This is a genomic window from Streptococcus infantis (genome assembly GCF_018499575.1).
Taxonomy (GTDB): domain Bacteria; phylum Bacillota; class Bacilli; order Lactobacillales; family Streptococcaceae; genus Streptococcus; species Streptococcus infantis_K.
This window is the reverse complement of the sequence record NZ_JAHDAP010000001.1, coordinates 83665-107442: the sequence shown is the minus strand read 5'-3', so window position 1 is coordinate 107442 and position 23778 is coordinate 83665. Positions and strand designations below refer to the sequence as shown.

Genomic DNA, 23778 nt, shown 5'->3' with positions numbered 1-23778 from the left:
CCTTTCTATGGTCTATATAAAAACGTAAATGAATGAATAAGAATTTTCCAGAATTGTTGTTTAGCAACCTGATAAAAGTCTATAAATTTGATATTAGAAACAAAACTATTTAATAGTATAATAATAGTAATTAGTAGAGAAACTCCCAACAGAACTCCCCATATCCAATTTATTATTCTTTTAAAATTTTTAACTTTCTCAATTTCATAATCAAGTTGAATACTATTAAAGATATTTTCTATTTCTCTCTCAAGCAAGACATCCTCATAATTTTTTTTCAAAACATCAAATAGTTCTTTAAAATTTTTCAAATCGTTTCTAAATTTCAAATTTGATATAAGCCAAAAAATGATTGAACCAATCAAAGCAATAACAATTATTATTAGGATATCTTTTGTAAAAATTTTATCTAATTCTCTATCTGATATTGCATTTGCCAAAATAACTGAAAAAAAGAAACCTATTATTGCATACAGATTTTTAAGAAAAGTTTCCAATATGGTATTTGTATAATTTTTTAATTTAGAAATAGATTCAATAATATACTCTGATAAGTCTTTCTTAGCATCCAAATAAATATTCACTTTTTCTTTAATATAGATATTATAAGATTTTTGAAGATCTAGAATCACATTATTATTAGAATTAGAATCAAAAATATCCATACATAAATATTCAAAAACAGAACGAGCAATAGATGATTTATCAATATAGTTATCAGTATTGTAAATCCAATTATAAATCTCGAAAATTGTAGGGTTGTATTCTAGCTTATCATTTAAATTCACTTTTAGTGTTTTACCAATATCATTTAATTGGTAAAATAGGATATCTTCTTTTATTTCTGATGAAGTCGCAATATAAATTGCTCCTAAAATCATCTCTATCCTACTAAAATATTTTTTAAGACGACTTGAATTTTCATTATCTGACAACGTTTCTGTAACATGAAAATCATCTGGTAATAATTCATACTTATCTTGATTATAAAATGAACATGTATTTTTTACTTTAAACAGCCTAGAGGATCTGTTAAAGACAATTTGTGATTCATCCTGAATAACATCAAAATAAATGGATTTCGTATGCAATCTAAACTCTGATACATTAGGATCCAAGATTTCAAATTCAATTTTTTGATTATCATTAGAAAACAAACAATGAAAATATGATAACGTTTCTGAAATATTTTTTTCTATTAAATGTTTTATGAATGAGTCCAAAAAATAAATAGATTGCTTACCATCAATTATTTGTTTATCAATTATCAGAGAGATTTTCATAGTTTCAGATGAACTTATATATTCTTTGAAATCGTATTCCTGAGTTCCCCTTTCGAAAATAAAGATATCGTCATTTTCATTTTGAAAAGTAAATTTACCATTATCTCGTGAAGATATACTATCTAAAATCTGAGTAAAAAAACTAAAATTTTTAAATTCATTTCTATCAAATAAGCATACGTTGGCCTCAAATCGCCTTCTATGATCCCTACACTCGAATATTTTAAATAATTCAGGGTTCATTCATCTATCCTCTTATATGTACCAAAAGTGCTAAATGCATCGTTATTTATAGTCTCTACGATGATATAATGTACTCCGTCTTCGCTTTCAAACGACTGAATCTTTTCTAAATTATCTTCAACTCTTAATTTAATTCCAGGATAAAGGTCGTACGTTGTTCTAATTCTAGCTTTTAAAGCAGTCAACGATACAGTAAATAAACTGTCAAACCCTTTTTTTGAAGGTAAGGATAAAAGATGTTCTCGAATACTCTCTTGCTCAGTTTTTTCAATTGATACCGATTGATAATTATCAAAAATATCAGAAATCATTTTTTCAAAATCTATTAATTCATGAGTTCTAAAATAATTTATAAATGTATTTCGAATGACTGTTCTATCTTCAGGGTATTTTTTCTTCATTGTCCTATTCAAATAAGAGTTAATTGATTTAAAAGCCCGATCCGTATTAATTTCATCCGATGTCTTTTCTTGAAGTTCTAAAAAATCATCAAACCAATATTTCGCAACATTATCAAGATAAATTTTCACCCCCTTAACACTATATGTTTCTCCGTCAATTAGAAAGATACAAGATTTAAAAACCTTCTTTAATTCTTTTTGAAATCCAGTTTGAAATGAATAGTCCTCATCATTAACAAAACTGGTATGCTCAACCTTTGCTAGTAAATATAAATATTCTTCTGAATCATCATTATAAAAAACAGCCTGAATTAGTGAACCAATTTGTAGCTCAATATTTAATTGATTTACTCTTTCTTGTGCATCTAACTCTTTTTCCAGTAGTCTTTGAGCAATATCTTTAAAATACTCTTTTGTTTTTTTCTCAACAGATTCATTAAAAAGAATCTGTTTTATCTTTTCTAAAACAAACGTATTTTCATCCCGTGGTTCATATTCCTTTACGACTTTATTATTAGTTATTGTATCGAAAATTTGCTGTAAATAGAGCGCAAACTCAGCTGGAATTTCTTTTGATTGTGTAGTCTTTTTATCACGATCAATCACTCGAATATCACTTAAAATAAGTTCCATCATTACTCCTAATATATTACATTCTATAGGTGTTTATTAATAAAGCACTACAGATCAAGTCTCATGATCATTGTCTCACTCCATATCTTTAACTTTATCTTCAATAAAAGTAATTTCTTCATCACTCAACCCATACTTTTTATACAATTGCTGATCTATCTCAGATATAGATTTTGACCAATCTATATCTGAACCAATTGTAAAATTCTGTAGAGGGACATTTTCCCACGTGGATGCAGTCTCATTATGCTGGGTAATTTTCAATGTTCCCAACATAACTCTTAAAAATTTAGTTTTTACATATTTTAAACAATTCTCTGCTTCATTTATTTTTTCAAATGCACCAAATGAGATAAAGGTTTGAGTATGCCCAACACCTTGGTCACCAATGATAGGACTTGATAGTGGCTCTCCGAGAGTACCGCTACCGTTAGAACCCGCTACGAACACCTTATATTTATCTAAATTAGGATGACTTTGAACAAATTTGCGATTAATAAACCTATAAACTCGTTCATTTAACAAACGACCATAAATCTGTATATCACTATTTGATTGGCGTTTGTCATAAAAAACTTCAGGTAATCTTGAAAATATATTTGTTAACATATAGGTTCTAGTTTGTGGACTAACAACCCTGTTTTCAAATTCTGGATACTCATCATATATTAATTCAGTTAACTTATAACTATTAAAGCCATATAAAATCTCATTCAACGATTTATGTCTTGAACAAACCACTTTTTCTACAATTGAATTAAGTATAGGATAAGGGGTAAAAGTTTTTATAGCATTAAATTTTTTTTCATTATCCCTATATGTAACAGCAACCCCACCTTTAATATCGGTATTCGGAAAAACTTCTGAACTGTTTTGTGTAAAATATACTACTTTCAAATGTTCATCTTTAAGCATTTTCCTATTCCAGGATTTCGGTGTCTGACCAGCATTAAATAAAAACCTTGCTGGGTGAATCATGATTGCCTTCGACGAAAGAGTTGACGATAAATCTAAAAATTTATGATAAATTGGTTCAGGTCTCTTTCCTAATGCCTCCTCCTGATACGGTGGATTCCCAATCACAACATCAAATTTCACTTTATCAAAGGCCTCCTCTACTTGTTTTTTACCTTCTTCTATACTTGATTTTAATGTATCTGAGAAGTTTTCGATATAGGCTACATTGGTCTTATATTTCTTATAGCCTGTTAAAGTTCTTTCTGTAATAGTCTTAGCCATTGGTGTTTTTGCAATGGCATAAATGTTGTTTTCTAAGATTCCACGATAGACACTGTCAGCATCAAATCTATTATCATCATTATTTTGTACATATTGATAATAGAGACTCATAGCAGCATGCAAAGGATAGAGACCTGTCTTAGCATTAATATCAATAATTTTAGTCTCTGGATGGTAAACATTATTAGTAACATCTGTTTCAACCCAATGGAGATTTGGCTTAGCGCCATCTGTCATTGACTCAAAGTTATCATCATAGAAATTAAGGCCACCAATACCTTTTGCAATTTGCATATTAACCACGCGCCATGGTGTCAAAACAGTTTCCTTATCGGGATTCTTGAAGCTACCAAATAAGGTTGCAACTTCTTCGGCACGTTCAATAAAATCAAGACTATCAAAAGATTTAGCTCGTTGACGAATGATTCGACCTGCTTCAATAAAGACCTCTGCGTCATAGTACTTGGTTATATCTTTGAACATGCCTTTTGTGAATCCAGCAGGCATAAATTCTTTCCAAGATTCGTCATCGACTTCTTTGATAAAATCTTCGATTGTGATATCTTTACTTAAATCGACATCCATTCCGTAGATCATCATTGGAATACGAATAGAAACTCCTCGTAAGATAGAAATCATCGTTTTCTGTTGTTTACGAGCCTCTTTGAGTTTTTCCATTGCGTCTTTTTCCTCTTGACTACGCTCACGAGGACGCTTTTTCTTTGCACGTTCAGCCTTATCATACTCTTCATCAGTCAAACCATTATCATTTATTGTCACCTTGGTCGGTGTTTTTTGTTTTTGAGTTTTACCAACAATAGCATTTAGTTTATTAAGACGTTCAGCATCATCAGAAGTAAGTGTCAAAAGTCTATCATTATAAAGACTATCATCTTCAAAACCTGAACGTACCGCTTTTTCAGCGTATACTTTCTTAATTTGTGTTAGCATGCGATCAACATCAAAAGGTTGCATGCCATTATCACCTTTGCCCAAAATTGGTAAAAAGTTAAGCAGATTTGACATTGCTTGTTTCTGTTGCTGGGTATTTTTCTTACCAACACCTGAGTTAATTTGAGCACTTTCAGCCATTACTGTCAAAGCACGGTCTGGAGCAAAATCAAAGATGTAGCAACGCTTCTTCATCCCTAATTTTTCATGAGAGAATGGTGTCTGCGCGCGAAAAGCAGCTTGCAAATAGTTCATAGAGCTACTTGTATTTGAAAGAAACATGACGGCTGTCCACTCTGGAATATTGACGCCTGTTGTTAACCTGCGAACGGTCAAAGTGATTGTTTTTGTTTGCGAAGGATCATCCGTAATCGCTTGACGTACCTTCGAAAGATCATCCTCTGAAGTATCTAAGATATTATCACTCTTATCATTTCGTACAACATTAACAATCTTATAATCCATCCCAAACACTGGATGTTCTGTTAAAAGCCTTTCAAAAGCGTTAGCTTCTTTAACTCCTGGCATAAGCCATAGAGTATGACGGAGTTCATCACGATATTCTCTTGTTGAAAAAGGATACTTAGTGTCACTATTTGGGTTAGTAATATTATCCAAAAAACGTCGAACATCTGCTTTATAGACTAATTCTCCCTTATCATCAACTCTAAAAAATTCTCGAAAATTAAAAGCTTTATTTTCATCAGTAAATTTTTCCTTATGTTTCATCTCAAAAGTATACATAAGCACTTCTGGAAGTTGTTCATAAGGGTTAGGTTTATCAGGATTTTCCAAGTCCCATTTCAGTTTGGCTTGTTGTTCCATAACATAGTCCCAAGTGTAGACTTGTTCAGGTGCAAACTGATCAAGAAGGTTAAATGGTGTACCAGATAATTCTAGAATCTTGGTGTGACCTTCTTTAACTAAAGCTTTCATGACTGTATCACTTAGTTCAGTTTGAGTTCCTTCATGTGCTTCATCAATAATGATTAAATCCCAGTCTATATCAGTAAATTCAGGAAGATTAGTTTGAGCACCTTTATACCGGAGGAGCTGAATAGAAGCGAAATAGATAAAGGGTTTGTCTCCCTTTTTCAGTGTTGAAAGTTTTTCCCCCTCATCAACTGAACCATATAAATACCCAGCGTTTGCCATATCCATTTTTTTGTAGTCTTCAAACCATGAATCACGAACTACTGGTCTATGCGTCATAATTAGAACACGTTGAAAACCTTCTTGTTTAATAAGCTCCAAAGAGGTTAAGGTTTTACCAAAACGCATCTTGGCATTCCAAAGCATTCGATTTTTTTTCTTATATGTTTCCTGTGTTTGCTTAACGGCAGCATTTTGTTCTGGTCTAAGAATAATATCCGACTTATCTGCTATATATTCAGCCGGTAAATCACTAATAAATGACCGTCCATCTTTGACAGCCTTAATAGCTTCCTTAGCTGTCTCTAAATCAGTCTTAAACCATTCATTACCCTCTAAGTGCTTTGGATGACCAATACCTGAACGTTTCAACACTTCATGAACCTCGTGATCATGAAACCATGATTTTGTTGATTTTTTATATGCTAGTTCAACCCATCCAAGCTTAAATGGAAGACCAGAAGTTCTCATATATTGTTTAATACGTCTAGGTGCTACACTACGTAAAAAATCACTATTAGGGGTCCAGTCTGCTTCAATATCGTCAGAAGCTACAGATCCTTCTCCAATTTTTTGAGCCCCTTCATAAGCAGCAAATTCCCCACTTTCATTATTCACAGTCTGAACATAGATAAACTTGCGTTCGGCAGTTGTATAACGCTCTTGCGCTTTGGGTTCTAAGAAATTCTCATACAAAGAAACTTTAATTTTCTTATCAACATACTCAGTCATGAACCAAACTAAAATCATATAAACTAACTTTAATGACTTTAGTGCATTCTCTTGTGTTGCATCTTTAGGATTTAGTTCATGAGCTGAATTATTTCCATGCCCTTTAATTTCAAAAAATGCATCTACAATAGCCTTGTTATTAATATGATATTTGATGATTTGTAATTTATCATGAAAACTAGAACGAGACGGTAATTCAATGAATAGACGATCGGCAAATAGGATTGCTGTATTCTCAGCAACTTTACGAACTTTAGTCAACACACCCTCGTAATCTTGTTGAGTATAGTTGTTCTCAGCCATATTTATAGTTGAAAAAAGTTCTGCTGTTTCTATGTTCACTCTTAAAAAATCAAAATTCGAAGCCATAATTCTTTATTCTCCCAATGTATAAACCTTTTGAATAACTACTTGTTCCATTTTGCCAACGCTCAAATTTTCATCTAACTCTTCAAAGAGGCTTAGTTGTCCTTCAACAACCTTATCCTCTCCATCAATATTTTCACCAAAAAGTTCAGCAAAAGCAAATCGTTTTTCTTCAACAAGACTAGGGTATCCCTTTACTCGCTTCCACTCACTAAACATAATAAGTTCATTTGAATCAGGATGACGCTTTGTCAGAGTGTTCCCTCTAACAATATTCTTTTTGATTAAGTAATGAGCAGATTTATAGATATCAGTATTGCTACTCAATCTCTCACCAAAAGAGTCTTCATACCAATCCAAATAACACAAAAACATCCTTGCTCTAGCAACTTCAAGATTATCTTCAAGATATTCAATTCCATAAATTGATGATAAAGCAAACAGAGATTTTGTTTTCCAATTTTTCTTGTCGTAATTCCTAGTAACAGCAGAGAGTTTTCTTTCAAGTATTGCTTCTAAAAAATTCCCATCTCCTGCTGAAGGTTCCAGAAAAGTCGCATAAATATCTTCTGTTTTTTCCCTTATTCCAGGAGTATCTAACATCTTTTGTACCATCCACGATGGTGTAAAAACTTCCCCATGTTTCTGTACTCTATCTTTAGATTTTATTATATTCTCTTCCATCGATATCCTCAAATTTATAAATATTCCTTATTTCATTATACCATTTTTATATGAATATTCGTCGTATTCTCCCTACTTCAAAGCACTTTTGACCTTTTTCTTGGTGATGATTCGGTCGTTTTTGTTGGCTAGGGATTTAAGTCTGGCTTCGAGCAGGATTTTTCTACCTGTTTCGTTGCGGGTGTAGACGAGTTGGTAGTTGCCTATATGCGGTGCGACGGCATTTTGGAAGAGCTGGGCATCTTCCTTGCGTTTTTCAAAGAGACTAGGGACTACGAAATACTTGGACTGGCCGGCCGGTGCTTTTTGAGCTACTAAGAGGTATCGTTGATTGTCCACTGGCGCAAAGAATTCTCCTAAAACCTTTGAAAAGAGCTCCTTGTCTCGCATACTGCCACCTTTTAGATAGGCAAAGACATTAAAGCTTTCCTTGTCCTCATCGACTTGCACGCGCGACTGGTCATCAGACAAATGCCCTGCAGTCACCATGACCTTACGAATAGCTTCTCCAATCTGGCGCAAGCGTTTATAGGGACTCTTGTAACTGTAATAGCGAAAGGCTGTGATAGCTAGGACGATAACACAAAGAGCTGTCAACCATGGCAAGGCAAAGAAGGTTAGTCTAAAGACATAGGCTAGGAAGCTAATGGCAGATACCATCAGAACATAGCGAAGCCACTTTTCAGCATCCGCTAGGGCAAGCAGAGGGATTCGTTTACTGTCGGTCGCCACTTCATTGACAATCTCGATCTTATCAGCAACGATGAGAGATTCCTGCCATTTTTTACGAAGGGAGGCGCGATCCTTGGATAGTTCCTTGATCTTCTCGTTATAGTCTTCGAGTTTCTTTTTCTTAAATGGGAACTCAGGAAAGTTCAAGCGATCCAGACCTGTTTCAATGGTATCTTCCTTATAGGACAAGCCAAGAAAATGGTCCATCCGACGGGCAAGGGTTTGCAGGTCCTGATATGGATTGAGGTCTTGTTCTTCTTGATTTTCATTTGAAAAGGCTGGATTTTTGTAAGGTTTGATGGCTACTAGGTGCCAAATATTGCTGGTCTTATCTGGATGTCCTGGCCAGATACGGATAGCACGGCCTCGCATCTGATTACTCAGCATAAAGCTTCCGACAAAACTTCCTAGGATGAGAGAGTTGACACAAGGCGCATCCCATCCTTCTCCCAAGAGAGACTTAGTTCCGACCAAGACCTGGATAGAACCACGTTGGAAGAGCTCGGTCACTGCTGCGACCATCCCCTTAAAGCTAGATGGAAATCCTACTTGGAGATAGGCATCTTGGTCGAGTTTTCCGATGGCTGAGAAGGTCAAGTTGGTATTTGGGATGAGAGCTTCCAGTTCTTCCTTGACACTGGCTGGTATGATAACGACACTACCTGAAAGGACTGCTATAGGGACAGAAAGACCTTGCTTTTGCGCACTTCTACGAATGGTTTCAAAGTAAGGGAGGACACCTAATTGCGTGATTGGTGCTTGGTCATCTCCCAGATAACTGGCAAAATCCTTACGGATATAGTCCGCTAAGACTAACTGTCTCAAGTCCTGACCTAGACTGGCATACTCGGTTTCAAAGATAGATGCGATGCCAGTCAGTTTTCCTAGAGATTGATTGAGGATTTGGTCATTGGCCTTGGACTTGACCAAGAAGACCTGACGTTTTTCAATCAATCCTCTTGATTTCAACTCGGCCTCTATCTTTTTCTTTGTCTCCTGTGGATCCTCATACCAGTCGGGTGTCTGATAGAGAAGACCTTGCAAGAGGACTTCGAGCCAGTAGTAATTAAGAGCAGGCAAGCCTTTCGCCCCCAGTAAATCTCGTAAATACTTAGGAATTTCCAGTTTTTGAGCCTGTAGATAAATGAGGAGGGCTGAGAGATACTTGGGATCTTCGAGAAGCATATCCGCAGCGATTTCCCCTTTTAGAACCTTGGAACTCTTAATCAACTCTTGAAAATCAGGATCAACCACTAGTTGGCTGACATATTGCCACTTGGTGTCCTCAAATTCTTCCAGGCGCTTGTCTTCTTCCTTGGTCGGAAAACAGATATAGACAAAGTCCTGATGAGGGCAGAGGGTGTCTTCCTTGACCAGTTCTGGCACTGTGATTTCTTGGTCGATCTCGCCACACATCTGGAGATAGCGATCCCAGAGTTCTGGCTCACTGTCATAAGGCGGTGTTGCCGTTAGAGAGATGACTTGCAGTTGTTGGTAGTTTTTACGGAAGTCTTCTAGGCTTTTCCACCATTCATTTCTCAAGTGATGGCATTCGTCCAGGCAGAGGGTTTCGACACCCCTTTCCTTGAGTTTGGCAAGCAGGTCAAAGCCGACAAAGTCCTCAACCTCGCCATTATCTTCTTGAGATTGCACCTGTTGCATGGCGCTGTGAAAGGCTTGATAGGTAGCGATGGTGATCTGCTTCATGTCCTTGAGATTCTGAGACACGAGACTGGTAACCTGGTCCTCATTCTCTAAAAAAGCCTGGCGAATCCTATCCACCCATTGTTCCCGAATGGTAACCGTCGGCACCAAAACCAGAGCTGGTTTATCAAAGCGGGCAATCAACTCAATCCCAATGGTTGTTTTTCCTGAACCTGGTGCTGCCACCAAGTGGATATGGCCATCTGCTTGGTGTTCCTGAAAGTTATCCAAGACTTGTTTTTGATAGTTGCGCCAAGTGCCGTTAAACTTCAATCCTAACATGATTTTCCTCATTCTAAGCGGTCATTTTCTTATTCCCATTTTACCATACTTGAGGCAAAGTCACACGAAGTATCTCATGTAGTCTTTCTCCCTAAAATATGATATAGTAGAATCATACTACACAAGAGGAGTTTACATGTCACACGATAAAGAAATGAAAGCTGTTTCTCCCCTTCTACAGCAAGCCATTCATATTTCCTCCATCGTCGGTGGAGTTGGTACCTTAATATTCTGTATCTGGGCCTATCAGGCTGGAATTTTGCACTCCAAGGAAACCCTATCTGCCTTTATCCAACAGGCGGGTATCTGGGGACCACCACTCTTTATTTTTTTACAGATTTTGCAGACGGTTGTTCCCATCATCCCAGGTGCTCTGACATCCGTTGCAGGTGTCTTTATCTACGGTCACATCATTGGAACGATTTATAACTATATTGGCATTGTCATTGGTTGTGCCATTATCTTTTACCTAGTACGTCTCTACGGAGCACCCTTTGTCCAGTCCATGGTCAGCAAGCGCACCTATGACAAGTATATCGGTTGGCTGGATGAGGGCAATCGCTTTGATCGTTTCTTTATCTTTATGATGATTTGGCCAGTTAGTCCAGCTGATTTTCTCTGTATGTTGGCTGCTCTGACCAAGATGAGCTTCAAGCGTTATATGACCATTATCATCCTGACCAAGCCCTTTACACTGGTTGTTTACACTTATGGCTTGACCTACATTATCGATTACTTTTGGCAGATGTTTGGCTAATAGACAAAAAACTCAAGGATGAATCCTTGAGTTTTTCTTTGTTAGGCTTCTTTTTTTAATAAAAGGGAAACAAGCACTGATGTAGCAATCATCCATGCTCCTAGAATGATAAAGGTCATTCGACCATCTGTAGTCACCAAGCCAATCCCTGAAAGAACGAAGGGGGTTAATGATGCTCCAGAAGAACATCCCAAAACAGCATAGGAAGTTGCTTTGTTGAGGAGTTTTGCAGGAATTCGCTCAGATATCAACTGAAAGACTGTCGTCAGAGCGATACTGTAGGCAAATCCTCCCAGGATAGAACCTGCAACCACCACCCAGAGTGAAGGGGAAAGAGCAATGATGATTTGTCCGATACCAAAAGTAACACCAGCGACCAATAGAAGTCTTTCCTTGAAGGTCGAAATCAGGAAAGAAAAGCTGATTCCAGCTAGAATCCCAATCAACTGCATGGCACTGAGTACCAAACTCGACAACTGAGCATCTCCAAAACCTGCCTCAATCATGAGACTAGGGATACGGAAGGTAATGGCAGTATTGGTACAAACAATCACTGCAGCTACAGTAGCGAGAAAGAAAATGAGCTGTTTCATAGAGCGAGTCAATCTCACTGCTTCTTCTGTCTGATGATTGGACTCATGAACTTCTGTTTTGCCATAAGGGACAAAGAGAAGGAAGAGTACCAGAACCACTAGACCAGCTGCATAAGCTAAGAAGGTTGCGGTCCAGCCAAAGGCCAAGAGCTGACCGACTGCCAAAGTCAAGATAGAGGCTCCTACTACTTCAGCTGACCCACGAAAACCAAGCATCTGGATACGGGTTTTGCCATGGTAACGTTCACTGATAATGGAGATAGCCTTGGCATTGAGCATTCCAACTCCGATTCCAAATAGCAAGCGGGTCGCAAAGACAAAGTAATAACCCTGATACCAGAAAGGTGCTATTCCACTGATTGACAAGATCAAAAGTCCCAAGGTCAACTGGAGTCGTTCAGGAAATATACGCTCTAAAACTCCGTTTAGTAGAAGCATGGCCATAATCCCAAAGGATGGGAGACTGACCAAGAGTTCGACCTGACCGGTCGAATAGCCCTGATAATAGTCAAACATGGCAGGTAGGGCACTAGAAATAGAAAACGATGTGATCAATACTAACGATAGGGAGAGTATGCTCACTTTTTCCAAAAATTGTTTCATCTTTTCCTCATTCATTGTTCATTTTTCATATTAGTAAAAAGGTCCTTTCCTATCATACACTCTTTAGCCAAAATTGGCAAGCGACTGAGCACCAAGACCAAAAGAAAAAGCGGGGCATCAAGAGCTGTGAAGTCTTGATGACATCCCACTTTTTTATGTGTTTTATCCAGTTATGTGACTTAGATTTTCAAGAATCGACGCATTGAGATTCCTGAACCAAGTGAACCGATACAGATTCCGATGAGGAACAAGAGTCCGATCATCAATGGAATAAAGGTATTCGGTGTAATCAAAGATAGGTTTTGACCAACCAAGGATGGGTTGACAGATTGGAACACTCGGTTATAGATCAAGTAAACCAAAGCCGATGGGAGGGCTGCTCCCAACAATCCGATAAAGGCACCTTCTAGCAAGAATGGGCCACGGATGTAACCGTTCTTGGCACCAACCAAACGCATGATTTGGATTTCACGACTACGTGAAATGATGGTAATACGGATGGTATTTGAAATCAAGAAGACTGCGATGAAAATCAAGAGTCCTGCGATTACCAATCCCCATACACGGATAAAGGAAGCCAACTTGAAGAGACGTTCGGTATTGGCACCACCGTCTTGAACTTCAGAGACACCTTCGATCTTCTTAGCTGCTTCAGCTACTGGTTTTACATCACTTGGTGAATTGGTATCTACGATGTAGGCATCATGGAGAGGGTTTGCATCTCCTTCAAATACCTTCCACTCATCACCCATAGTTTCAGTCAGCTTTTGGTACTGTTCTTCTTTACTTGAGAAGGTTACATTTTTAACAGCTGGCAAAGCTTTGAGGGCATCGTAGACCTTGTGGTAGTCATTGTTCGTGACTGTTTGGCCTTCTTTTACAATGGTTTCACTGTTGTCCTCAACGTCTTTACGAACATAAACCATGACGCGGACGTTGTTTTCGATATCAGTTGCTAATTTCGCAGTGTTAAAAATAACTGAAGCAAAGATAGCAACCAAGGTCAAGGTAATCATTACTGAACTGATGGCAGCAATGGTCATCCATCCATTACGCTTTAAACTCTTTAAAGCTTCAAACAGATGGCGGAAAAATCTACTAATCATCGTATCCGTACTCTCCTTTCGCTTCATCACGTACCACGCGACCATTTTCGATGGCAATAACGCGGTGGCGTAAGGTATTTACGATTTGGCTGTTGTGGGTCGCCATCAAAACAGTTGTCCCTTGAAGATTGATACGTTCCAAGAGGTTCATGATTTCCCATGAGTTATCTGGGTCCAAGTTACCTGTTGGTTCGTCAGCAATCAATACTTTAGGATTGTTTACAATAGCACGCGCAATGGCGATACGTTGTTGCTCACCACCTGAAAGCTCATTTGGGAATGAACGAACCTTGTGCTTCAAACCGACAAGGTCCAAGACTTCCATAACACGTTTTTTGATGTTACGACGACTTTCACCAACAACCTCCATGGCGTAAGCAATGTTCTCATAAACGGTTTTCTTTGGCAAAAGTTTGTAATCCTGAAAGACTACTCCGACATTTCTACGCAAGTACGGAATATCTTTCTTTTTAATCTTAACCAGGTTATAACCTGCAACTTGCAAGCTTCCTTTGTCGATTTTGACCTCACGATACAAGGCACGGATAAAAGTTGATTTCCCAGCACCTGAAGGTCCTACGATGTAGGCAAATTCTCCTGCATCGATATTTACAGTGATGCCACGTAGGGCTGTTGTCCCGTTGTCGTATTTTTTGACAACATCTCTCATTTCAATGATTGACATGTGACTTCCTTTCTTTTAACTGATACGCCATTTCAGATAAGCATCGATGAAACCATCTAGGTCTCCATCCATTACCTTATCTACTTGCGCTACTTCAAAGTTGGTACGATGGTCTTTTACCATTGTATAAGGCGTAAATACATAGGAGCGGATTTGGCTTCCCCATGTAATTTCCTTTTTCTCACCCTTGAGCGAGTCTACCTCAGCAGCTTTCTTTTCCTGCTCCATCTGGTAGAGTTTTGCCTGAAGCATCTTCATAGCACGGTCACGGTTTCCGTACTGAGTACGGTCGACGGTTGATGCTACGACGATCCCTGTCGGAATGTGAGTCAAGCGGACACCTGTTGAAACCTTGTTGACGTTTTGTCCACCTGCTCCACCTGAACGGAAGGTATCCATCTTGATATCATCCTCACGGATTTCAACTTCGATGGTATCATCCAACTCTGGCATCACTTCTACAGAAGTAAATGAGGTGTGGCGACGTTTAGCAGAGTCAAATGGTGAGATACGGACCAAACGGTGAACTCCCATCTCTGACTTGAGAAGACCATAAGCATTTGGTCCTTCAAAAGACAAGGTTACTGACTTGATTCCTGCCTCATCGCCTGCTTGGTAGTCTAAGACCTCAACTTTGAAACCTTTGGCATTTCCATAGCGAGTATACATACGAAGGAGCATATCGCCCCAGTCTTGAGCCTCTGTCCCCCCAGAACCAGGATGGATTTCAAGGATGGCATTGTTGTGATCATAGGGTTCTGACAAGAGAAGGGTCATTTCGTAGCTGGTCATCATCTGATTTAACTCAGATAGTTTTTCAACCAGCTCATCCTTAACGGATTCATCCTCTGCTAAAAAGTCCAGTAAAATCTCAACTTCATCCTGTAGCTCATCCATCTTGTGGAAGGTATTATAGGTATTTTTGAGTTCGTTTAATTCTTGCGACGTTTTTTGGGCCGCAATATTATCGTTCCAAAAATCAGGTTCTGTCATTTTGTTTTCCAAAATGGCAATTTCTTCCTCTAAACCTTCGAGGTCAAAGAGACCCCCTGAAAGAAGCTAATTTTTCACGATTTGCGTCAATTTTTTGACGAATTTCTGAAATGTCCATACATACTCCTTTAATTGTATCGTTTTATTATACCACAATTTTTCTTATTTATCTAATCGGTGTTTTTTAAAATTTAGTATCAATATATTTCTGTAAGAAGTCAAACAGGCTTATTTCTAGCAAAACTTTAAAAATCTCACAAGAAATTTCCTATGAGATTTAGTAATTTTATGCTTATTTTTACAAGTTAACAGTCAGCACTTGACCGTCTTTTACGACTTGTTCACCAGCAATATAGACATGATCAACATCACTGGATTTGACAGCGTAAACTAGGTGAGACAGCATGTTTTCTTGAGGTTGGAGATGGATTTTGCCTTGAGGCTGGATGACGAGGAAATCAGCCTGCTTGCCAACTTCCAGACTACCGATCTCATCTGCCATTCCTAATACCTTAGCTCCCTCGATCGTCAGGGCCTTGAGGGCAGTTTCGATTGGAAATTGGCTGGCATCGCCACTCTTCATTTTCTGTAAAAGAGCTGCTGTGCGTCCTTCCTCAAACATATCGAGGTTGTTGTTAGACGCAACGGAATCTGTCGCAATACCGACTGGCACTCCTGCTTTTTGAAGTTGGACGACTGGTGCAATGCCTGAGGCTAGCTTGAGGTTGCTGATAGGATTGTGGGCAATAGCAACTTGCGAATCTGCCAAGCGCTCAATCTCTTTTTCATTTAACTCCACACCATGGGCAAAGACAGCTTGATGGTCTAAATATCCGAGCTCATCTAGAAAAGCTAATGGGCGTTTGCCATAGCGTTTCAGGATAATTCCTGACTCTTCCTGAGTTTCTGCCACGTGGATATGAAGGGGAATATTTTCTTCATTCGCTAGGTCAAGACTTGCTTCAAGCAACTCTCGACTACAACTGTAGGGCGAATGAGGGGCTACCATGGCCTTGAAATTTGGATCCTGATAACCTTTGATTGTCTCGATGACAGCTCGAGTTCTAGCTATGGTCTCAGCCGTCGTCTCGTTTTCTGAAGAAAAGAGAGTTGGAGAAAAATAGCAACGCATCTTGGATGTCTTGACAGCCTCATATATCTTCTCTATCTCCACACCATTGGGATTATACATGTCATTGAAGGTCGTTGTCCCTGATTGGAGCATCTCTGTCAGAGCTTCTTTGACAGCCTTTGTGGTCATCTCTGGTGTAAACTGAGCTTCTGCTGGCCAGATATATTCCTCCAACCATTCGTGGAGATTGCTATCATCACGAATCCCTCTCAAGCCTGTCATGGCAGAATGGGTATGGCAGTTGACCAAGCCCGGCATGATCCAGGCTCCCTGATAGTCTATCAGCTGTTCAGCTTGATCTAAGATTTCTTGTTTCTCTTGGCCGACATAGACGATTTGAGATCCTTTGACCGCTAAAATCCCATCTAGATAGACATGGAAATCTTGGTCACAAGTCACGATATTTACATTCTGATAGACTTTCATCCCTAGGCTCCTTTTCTATATAAGTATTCATACTGGATAATTTTTCTAGCTATTGTAACAAAAAAGTCACCCGAAGGCAACTTTTCTTGTTTGTTTATTGTCTCTAAAAACCTTTTACCATTTACTCTGGACTAAATGCTGCTGCTTGCTGCATTTGATAGTATTTGCCTTTTCTCGTCATCAGTTCCTTATGATTGCCATATTCGACAATATCTCCATCGACCAAGACAAGAATCAAATCAGCATCCTGAATGGTCGACAAACGATGGGCAATGATAAAACTTGTCCGCCCCTTCATGAGTTTAGCAAAGGCGTCCTGAACCAGCACCTCTGTCCGAGTATCGATGGAGGAAGTCGCTTCATCTAAGATAAGAATCTTAGGGATGGCTAGAAAGACACGTGCGATGGTCAAGAGCTGAGCCTGACCGACTGACAGTGATTCACCCGCATTTTCAAACTTGGTATCATAACCCTGAGGTAATTGTTGGATAAAGAAATCTGCGTTGGCTGCCTTGGCTGCTGCAATGACTTGCTCTCGACTAGCATCAGGATTTCCAAAGGCAATATTGTCATGAATGGTTCCTTGCTTGAGCCAGGTTTCTTGAAGCACCATCCCAAACTGCTGTCTCAATGAGGCTCGGGTATAGTCATAAATCGAGCGACCGTCTAGTAATATATCTCCTGAGTTAATAGGATAAAATCGCATGAGAAGATTGATGAGTGTAGACTTACCAGCACCCGTTGGACCAACGATGGCGACCTTACTACCAGCTGAGATATCAATAGACAAGTCCTTAATCAAGATCTTTTCAGGATTGTAGCCAAAAGAAACATGTTTAAAGGAAATGGCACCCTTGACTTGGTCACTAGTCAATTCTTCCAGACCAGTTTCTGTAACTTCAGGACTTTCTAGAACTTCATAAACACGTTCTGCGCAAGCTAAGGCGCTTTGCAACTCTGCTAAGACTGATGAAATATCGTTGAAGGGTTTGGTATACTGCTGTACAAAGTTTAAAAAAGTTACCAAACGACCAATGGTCAAAGTGGAACCCGCCATGATGCGTAAGGCTCCTACCCCAGCAAGAAGGGCATAAATGAGAGAATTGACAAATCGCGTTGAAGGATTGACTGTTGACGAATAAAAGATAGCCGATTGAGAATAACCTGAGTAGTTGTCATTAGCTTCATGAAGTCTATCGATAAATTCTTCCTGAGCATTAAAAGACTGGATAATGTTTTGCTGACTAAGTGACTCTTCAATCAGCTGGGTTTGAATCCCCCTAGTCTCCGTCTGCTTCTGAAAGAGATGGTAGGACCTCTTAGCGATAAAGCGTGAAATGATCATAGACAGAGGTGTTAAGAGCAGAACTAAGAGCGTCATCAAGAGATGAATTTGGAGCATGGCAAGAATGCTGACCAAAATCATCAAAACTCCGATGAAAAATTGGTTGAAAATCATATTCAGACCCGCTGCCAACTGTTCAATATCTGTCGTCACACGGCTGACCATTTCCCCACTACCTTGTCTATCTACAAGGGCAATCGGCAAACGATGGAGTTTTTCAATGATTTTCTCCCGCAAATCTCTGGTGTATGAAAAGATGAGACGATTATAAAGGAGCGGGTTGATCCATTGTACCAGCGTATTTCCAATAACCACCAAAATCATCTGGAGAAAAATCTGCCAGAATACCTGAGATGAGCCTGTCACCAAGACTTGATCAATCACCTGTCCAATCAAGATTGGTAGATAGATGGATAGGGCCACCTGGGCAATGGTTCCCAAGAAAGCCAGGAAAAGAAGGACGGGATGGTTTGCTAAATCTTTCGCTAAGCGTTTAAGGGTTTGACTTGCATGTTTGCCTTTCATTCTAGTCCTCCTTTCCATGTTGGGAAGCATTGATCTCACGATAGACTTGACTCGTCTTCATCAATTCTTCATGATTTCCAAGTGCTAATTGTTGACCCTTCTCTAAAAGAAGAATCTGGTCTGCAATCTTCAAGGTCGAAGTTCGTTGGGAAATCAGGATCAAACTAGTATTTGGCAAGTTTTCCTGAATGGCCGTTAGAAGATTAGACTCGGTAATGGTATCAAGGGCAGAAGTCGCATCATCCAGGATAAGAAAAGGTGCTTGGCGTAAAACTGCTCGGGCAATGGACAAGCGTTGTTTTTGTCCACCTGAGAAATTACGACCTCCTGCTTGGACCTCTGCGTCCAAGAGCCCTTCTTTTTCACTGACAAAGTCCTTGGCCTGGGCAATTTCCAAAGCCTGCCAGAGTTCTTGGTCAGAGACTGTTTCTTCCATCCCCAAAGTCAAGTTAGAACGAATGGTTCCCTTAAAGAGTTCAACTTTTTGAGGGACATAGGCCATCCAGGACCGCCATTCAGAAAGATTGCGAGGACTACGTCCATCTCGATAAAGGGAAATGCTTCCCTTATCTGCCGGATAAAGGCCAAGTAGGACCTGAACCAAGGTTGACTTACCAGAACCCGTCCCACCGATGATCCCAAGAATTTGCCCTTCTTTCATTCCAAAAGAAATATCTCTTAGAGAAGGTTGAGCTGCATCTGGATAGGTAAAGGTCAAGTGACTGGCTTGTAAAACTTGGGCAACAGACACTCTTCCTGCCTGAATCTCAGAATGAATATCTTCAGGTTCTTCAGCAAAAACTTCCTCAACCCGCTTGGCAGAAATATAAGACTGGTTGAGTGAATTGATGAGCATGGCCAGTTTGATTAACTCTACCAAGATTTGCAGGAGATAATTAATCAGGGCAATCAAGGCACCTTGACTGAGCCAACCTCCTTGGATAGAGATATAGCCATTCCAGATAATCACTAACAAGGTTCCGTTGACGATCAAATAGGTCAAGGGCGTCAAAAGACTAGACCAGTATCCTGTTTTCATTTGGATAGCAGTATAGACTTGATTGAGTCCTTGAAAATGTTCAATTTCTCTTTTTTCTTGACCAAAGGCACGAATCACGCGCATCCCTTGTATCTGTTGGCGCGTTTCCTGAACCAGCTGGTCTGTCTTCTTTCTCAAGCTACTATATAGAGGATTGACCAAACGTGATAGACCTACAATGATAATGGTTAGAATGACCACCATGACCAAAAACCAGAAGGTCAATGCAGGCGATAGGCGATAGGCCATAAAGATAGCCCCAAAGACGATAATAGGCGCTCGTAAAAATAGACGTAAAAATTGATTGATGCCCGTTTGAATCTGATAAGTATCTGAAGTCAAACGCGTCACCAAACTCGAAGTGGTCAAGCGGTCTCTAGTGTCCTTGGGCAAGGAGAGAATGTGGCGATAGAGGTCATTGGTCAACTCCTTGGTAAAGCCTACTGCTGCCTTGGCTGAGTAAAACTGGGCGACTAAAGCTACCAAAACACCAATAACTGCGAAAACAAAGAGGAGCCCCATTTGCATCCAGAGGTGACCCTGATCTTTTTGGGGGATAGATTGGTCGACAATCCCAGCTATCACCATGGGAACCAAGAGTTCAAAAACGGCTTCTAGCAGCTTAAACAAGGGCGCTAGAAACGACTCCTTGAGGTAGGGTTTAAAGTAAGAAAGTAATTGTTTCATGTGTCCCTTCTATTTCCAAAATGAAGAAGGTGGAAAAACCACCGTCTTTTTACTTATTCAAATATGGAAGTAGGTAGCCATAGCCAGCTGCTTCCATTTCATCCTTAACGACAAAACGTAAGGAGGCAGAATTGATACAGTAACGAAGACCACCTAGTTCCTGAGGGCCATCTGTGAAGACATGACCCAAGTGAGCATTCCCCGAACGTGAACGAACTTCGATACGCTCCATCCCGTGACTCAAGTCTTGATAATAATGGATAAGCTCTTTAGAAATTGGTCGGCTAAAACTTGGCCAACCACAGCCAGAGGCAAACTTATCCTTGGCAAAGAAGAGGGGCTCCCCAGTCGTGATATCGACATAAATCCCTTCCTCAAAAGTTTGGTCATAGGCATTGCTAAAAGGAGCTTCCGTTGCAGCCTCTTGGGTAACTCGGTAGGATTCCTCAGATAGTTTTTCTTTTAGCACTGCTTGACTCGGTTTTTCATAGTTGGCCGCATCAATCAAGGGTTTCTCTGCATCTCTCACATCAATGTGGCAATAACCACCAGGATTTTTCTTGAGATAGTCTTGGTGATAGTCTTCAGCCAAGATGTAGTGACGTAGTTTCTCCACTTCCACTGCTATTTTACGACCGATGAGGAGTTCTTGTTCGCGAACTACTGTATTGATCGTTGGTAGATCAGCTTCTTCTAGGTAATAAATCCCTGTGCGGTATTGACGACCACGATCATTTCCTTGTTGATTGACAGATAATGGATCAATAACTCGGAAATAATAGAGTAAAATCTCACGGAGCGAGACTGCCTTTTCATCATAAATGACTTGCACAGTCTCTGCGTGATCTGTTTCTTTGATCAGTTGATAATTGGTGGTTTCTACCTGACCATTGGCATAACCAACACTTGTTTGCAATACTCCAGAAATACGGGAAAAGTATTCCTCTAAGCCCCAAAAACAACCGCCTGCTAAATATATTTCTGCCATTTCAAATCCTCCTTGACCGTCTGTCGGTCACTAAACACGGGAAATAGTTCAGTTCCCATGTTTCCATTTTCAAAAAAAGGACAGGAAGCCCTCTAATAGAGAGTTTCCCCATCCTATTGCTCTGTTTATTTTGCTTCGACGCGAACGCCTTGTGTATCTACTTGCAAATCATGAAGCTTGCCTTTGAAAGGTTGCTTTTCAAGCTCTGCCTTAATCTTAGGCATCTTGTCAGGATCAGCCAAGACCATGACGGTCGGACCAGCACCAGAGAGGTAGGTCGCATAAGCACCATTTCTCTTGGCAATTTTCTTGATAGTCGCAAATTCTCTCACCAGTTCTTGACGGTAACGCTCATGGAAAAGGTCACTCTCAATAGCCTGGCCTGCTTTGACCATATCTCCAGTCAGTAGGGCTGCAATTGCCACATTGGCGATAGAACTTGCTGCAACAGCTTCCTTGTATGAGAGTTTCTTAGGCAAGACACCACGACTATCGCGAGTTCGCAATTCATAGTTTGGAATATAAGCTAGGAAAGCACACTCTGGGAAAGGCACCACAACAGCTGAAACCTGACCTTCTACCGAGCTCGCAATGACCAGATTTCCATAGATAGCAGGTGCAACATTATCAGGATGTCCTTCAATCTTAGTTGCCAATTGCAACTTCTCGTGATCCGTTAATTTAAGATTTCCTAATTGATTTGCCAGTTCAATCCCAGCAACAATGACTGAACTAGAAGAACCGAGTCCACGCGCAAGAGGAATATCACTGACCATCTTCAAACGTCTTGGTTGTAGGTCTGGAGCAATTTGTAGAGCAATCTTGAGCAAAAGATTACGCTCGTCACGTGGAATCCATTTGCCTAATTGATGCTCAATCATCCATTCTTCACGTTCCTCACAAACCTGAATTTCTAGATACTTAGTTACAGCTACACCAACCGAGTCAAAACCAGGACCCACATTGGCACTTGTAGCAGGTACAATAATCTTCATCTTATTCTCCTAAAACCTTGAAGGTGTTGAGAAGTTCAAATTCAGCTACACCCTTCAAGGCTGCTGTAATATTTTCAAGCTGTGCCTTGTTAATCTTATGGGTAATGATGACAATGCGAGCCTTGCCTTCTTGCTTACCATCTTGAAGGATTTGCTTGAAGGAAATATCTTCTGCATTAAAGAGCTCAGCCAATTTCAAGATTTGACCTTTTGAATCTGGAGCCAAGATTGAGAAATAGTAGTTTGCTTTGACATCTTCTGGCTTAGCTAAGATTACTGGGCGGCTATACTCATTGAAGGCTTTCCCAATTGTGCCATCATTTATACGACGAACGATACGTGCAATATCAGCCACAACACTTGTTGCAGTTGGTTTTTGACCTGCACCTGGTCCATAGTACATAGACTCACCGATACCAATAGATTCCACAAAGACAGCATTCATAACACCATTAACACTTGCAAGTGGGTGAGCTTTAGGAAGGAAGGTTGGCGTAACCTCAGCAGCAATACCAGAAGCTGTTTCTTCGATAGAACCAACTAATTTCACAACATAACCAAGTTCTTGAGCTACTGCTACATCTTCTGGAGTGATGTTGCGAATTCCTTGGTGATCGACATCTTCAAACTTGACGTTCATCCCAAAGGCGAATTGGCTGAGGATGACCATTTTGTAGGCTGCATCAATCCCGTCAACGTCATTGGTAGGATCGCTTTCAGCAAAGCCAAGTCGTTGGGCTTCTGCCAAAGCATCTTCATAAGACCAACCTTCTGTTACCATTTTGGTCATCATGAAGTTAGATGTCCCATTGACAACACCAAGAACACGTGTGATTTTATCTGATGCTAGTGAGTTAACCAAGGTACGAAGGATTGGAATCCCTCCTGCAACAGCTGCTTCGTAGTATAGGGCAACATTGTGCTCTTTGGCTACCTCAAGCAATTCTGCACCATGGACTGCCAAAAGATCCTTGTTGGCTGTTACGACGTGTTTGCCTGCTTCTAAAGCACGAGTGATAAATGTTTTAGCAGGTTCGATACGCCCCATCAACTCAACAACAATTGTGATGTCTTTATCTGACAAGATTTCATCGATATTTGTTACAAAATTAAAATCATTTCCTGCTTCAAGCAAGCGTGCTTTCTCTTGATCGTCTTTGACCAAAACTTTAGCGACTTCGATTTCTGACTGGGCTGCTTGAACGATTTTTTCTTTATTTTCCTTTAGCAAGAATGGCACACCACTGGCTACTGTACCAAATCCAAGTAAAGCAATCTTAACTGACATATTTGTCTCCTCGAAATTTTCTAACAGTCCTATTATACCAAAATTGTGTGAAAATTCCTACCATTCTAAACTAAAAATAGGACTACCAAATCACAAAAAGAGGCTGGGACAAAAGTCCTAGCCTCTTTATTGTCTTTGGATTGTCGAGCAAGATGCAGTGGTTGAGTGGGCTCTACTAGGCTGATTTCATCAGCTTTTACAGCCCTACTCAACT

At 39.7% G+C, this 23778-nt stretch carries 16 protein-coding genes; 1 reads left to right on the top strand and 15 read right to left on the bottom strand.

From position 1 onward, the window contains the following. Positions 1 to 5 precede the first annotated feature (5 nt). From KJR31_RS00580 to KJR31_RS00560, 5 genes are all read right to left on the bottom strand, one after another. Entirely contained in the window at positions 6 to 1526 is a 1521-nt protein-coding gene (locus tag KJR31_RS00580; RefSeq protein WP_214261607.1) for a hypothetical protein, read from the bottom strand. After that, on the bottom strand, positions 1523 to 2560 hold the full coding sequence (locus tag KJR31_RS00575; RefSeq protein ID WP_214261606.1) for a hypothetical protein: 1038 nt from the start codon (positions 2558 to 2560) through the stop codon (positions 1523 to 1525). The genes KJR31_RS00580 and KJR31_RS00575 overlap by 4 nt, the downstream gene beginning before the upstream one ends. 75 nt (positions 2561 to 2635) lie before the next feature. Beyond that, positions 2636 to 7003 (bottom strand): Eco57I restriction-modification methylase domain-containing protein, encoded by a 4368-nt coding sequence (locus KJR31_RS00570; protein ID WP_214261605.1) that lies wholly within the window; start codon positions 7001 to 7003, stop codon positions 2636 to 2638. Positions 7004 to 7009: 6 nt separating this feature from the next. Then, positions 7010 to 7684: a methylase gene (locus KJR31_RS00565; RefSeq protein WP_214261604.1), complete on the bottom strand. Its 675-nt coding sequence runs from the start codon at positions 7682 to 7684 to the stop codon at positions 7010 to 7012. Between the two features lie 72 nt (positions 7685 to 7756). Next, on the bottom strand, positions 7757 to 10402 hold the full coding sequence (locus tag KJR31_RS00560) for a DEAD/DEAH box helicase family protein (RefSeq protein WP_214261603.1): 2646 nt from the start codon (positions 10400 to 10402) through the stop codon (positions 7757 to 7759). 136 nt (positions 10403 to 10538) lie between these two features. On the opposite strand from KJR31_RS00560, the gene KJR31_RS00555 reads away from it, so the two are divergent. Then, entirely contained in the window at positions 10539 to 11159 is a 621-nt protein-coding gene (locus KJR31_RS00555; RefSeq protein ID WP_214261602.1) for a TVP38/TMEM64 family protein, read from the top strand. A 41-nt stretch (positions 11160 to 11200) separates the two neighbouring features. On the opposite strand, the gene KJR31_RS00550 is transcribed toward KJR31_RS00555, so the two are convergent. From KJR31_RS00550 to KJR31_RS00505, 10 genes are all read right to left on the bottom strand, one after another. Continuing rightward, positions 11201 to 12355, bottom strand: a complete 1155-nt coding sequence (locus KJR31_RS00550; RefSeq protein WP_214261601.1) for an MFS transporter — start codon at positions 12353 to 12355, stop codon at positions 11201 to 11203. Positions 12356 to 12534: 179 nt separating this feature from the next. Continuing rightward, positions 12535 to 13461: a permease-like cell division protein FtsX gene (gene ftsX / locus KJR31_RS00545; protein WP_214261600.1), complete on the bottom strand. Its 927-nt coding sequence runs from the start codon at positions 13459 to 13461 to the stop codon at positions 12535 to 12537. After that, positions 13454 to 14146: a cell division ATP-binding protein FtsE gene (ftsE, locus tag KJR31_RS00540; RefSeq protein ID WP_214261599.1), complete on the bottom strand. Its 693-nt coding sequence runs from the start codon at positions 14144 to 14146 to the stop codon at positions 13454 to 13456. Before ftsE ends, ftsX begins: the two co-directional genes overlap by 8 nt. 15 nt (positions 14147 to 14161) lie before the next feature. Continuing rightward, positions 14162 to 15257, bottom strand: a protein-coding gene (gene prfB, locus KJR31_RS00535) for a peptide chain release factor 2 (RefSeq protein ID WP_214261598.1) whose coding sequence is annotated in 2 segments (ribosomal slippage) — positions 14162 to 15184 and positions 15186 to 15257 — 1095 coding nt in all. Because the reading frame shifts where the segments join, the coding sequence is not laid out codon by codon here. Between the two features lie 180 nt (positions 15258 to 15437). After that, positions 15438 to 16697 (bottom strand): TRZ/ATZ family protein, encoded by a 1260-nt coding sequence (locus KJR31_RS00530; RefSeq protein WP_214261597.1) that lies wholly within the window; start codon positions 16695 to 16697, stop codon positions 15438 to 15440. A gap of 121 nt (positions 16698 to 16818) precedes the next feature. Beyond that, positions 16819 to 18567 carry an ABC transporter ATP-binding protein gene (locus tag KJR31_RS00525; protein WP_214261596.1) on the bottom strand — a complete coding sequence of 583 codons (1749 nt, stop codon included), beginning with the start codon at positions 18565 to 18567 and terminating at the stop codon, positions 16819 to 16821. Position 18568: 1 nt separating this feature from the next. Continuing rightward, positions 18569 to 20293 (bottom strand): ABC transporter ATP-binding protein, encoded by a 1725-nt coding sequence (locus tag KJR31_RS00520; RefSeq protein WP_214261595.1) that lies wholly within the window; start codon positions 20291 to 20293, stop codon positions 18569 to 18571. Positions 20294 to 20342: 49 nt separating this feature from the next. Continuing rightward, the gene (gene msrB / locus KJR31_RS00515) at positions 20343 to 21281 is read right to left on the bottom strand and encodes a peptide-methionine (R)-S-oxide reductase MsrB (protein WP_214261594.1); all 939 of its coding nucleotides are present in this window, start codon (positions 21279 to 21281) and stop codon (positions 20343 to 20345) included. Between the two features lie 125 nt (positions 21282 to 21406). Continuing rightward, positions 21407 to 22276 (bottom strand): homoserine kinase, encoded by an 870-nt coding sequence (thrB, locus tag KJR31_RS00510; protein WP_214261593.1) that lies wholly within the window; start codon positions 22274 to 22276, stop codon positions 21407 to 21409. 1 nt (position 22277) lies between these two features. Further along, positions 22278 to 23564 carry a homoserine dehydrogenase gene (locus KJR31_RS00505; RefSeq protein ID WP_214261592.1) on the bottom strand — a complete coding sequence of 429 codons (1287 nt, stop codon included), beginning with the start codon at positions 23562 to 23564 and terminating at the stop codon, positions 22278 to 22280. Positions 23565 to 23778: the final 214 nt, after the last annotated feature.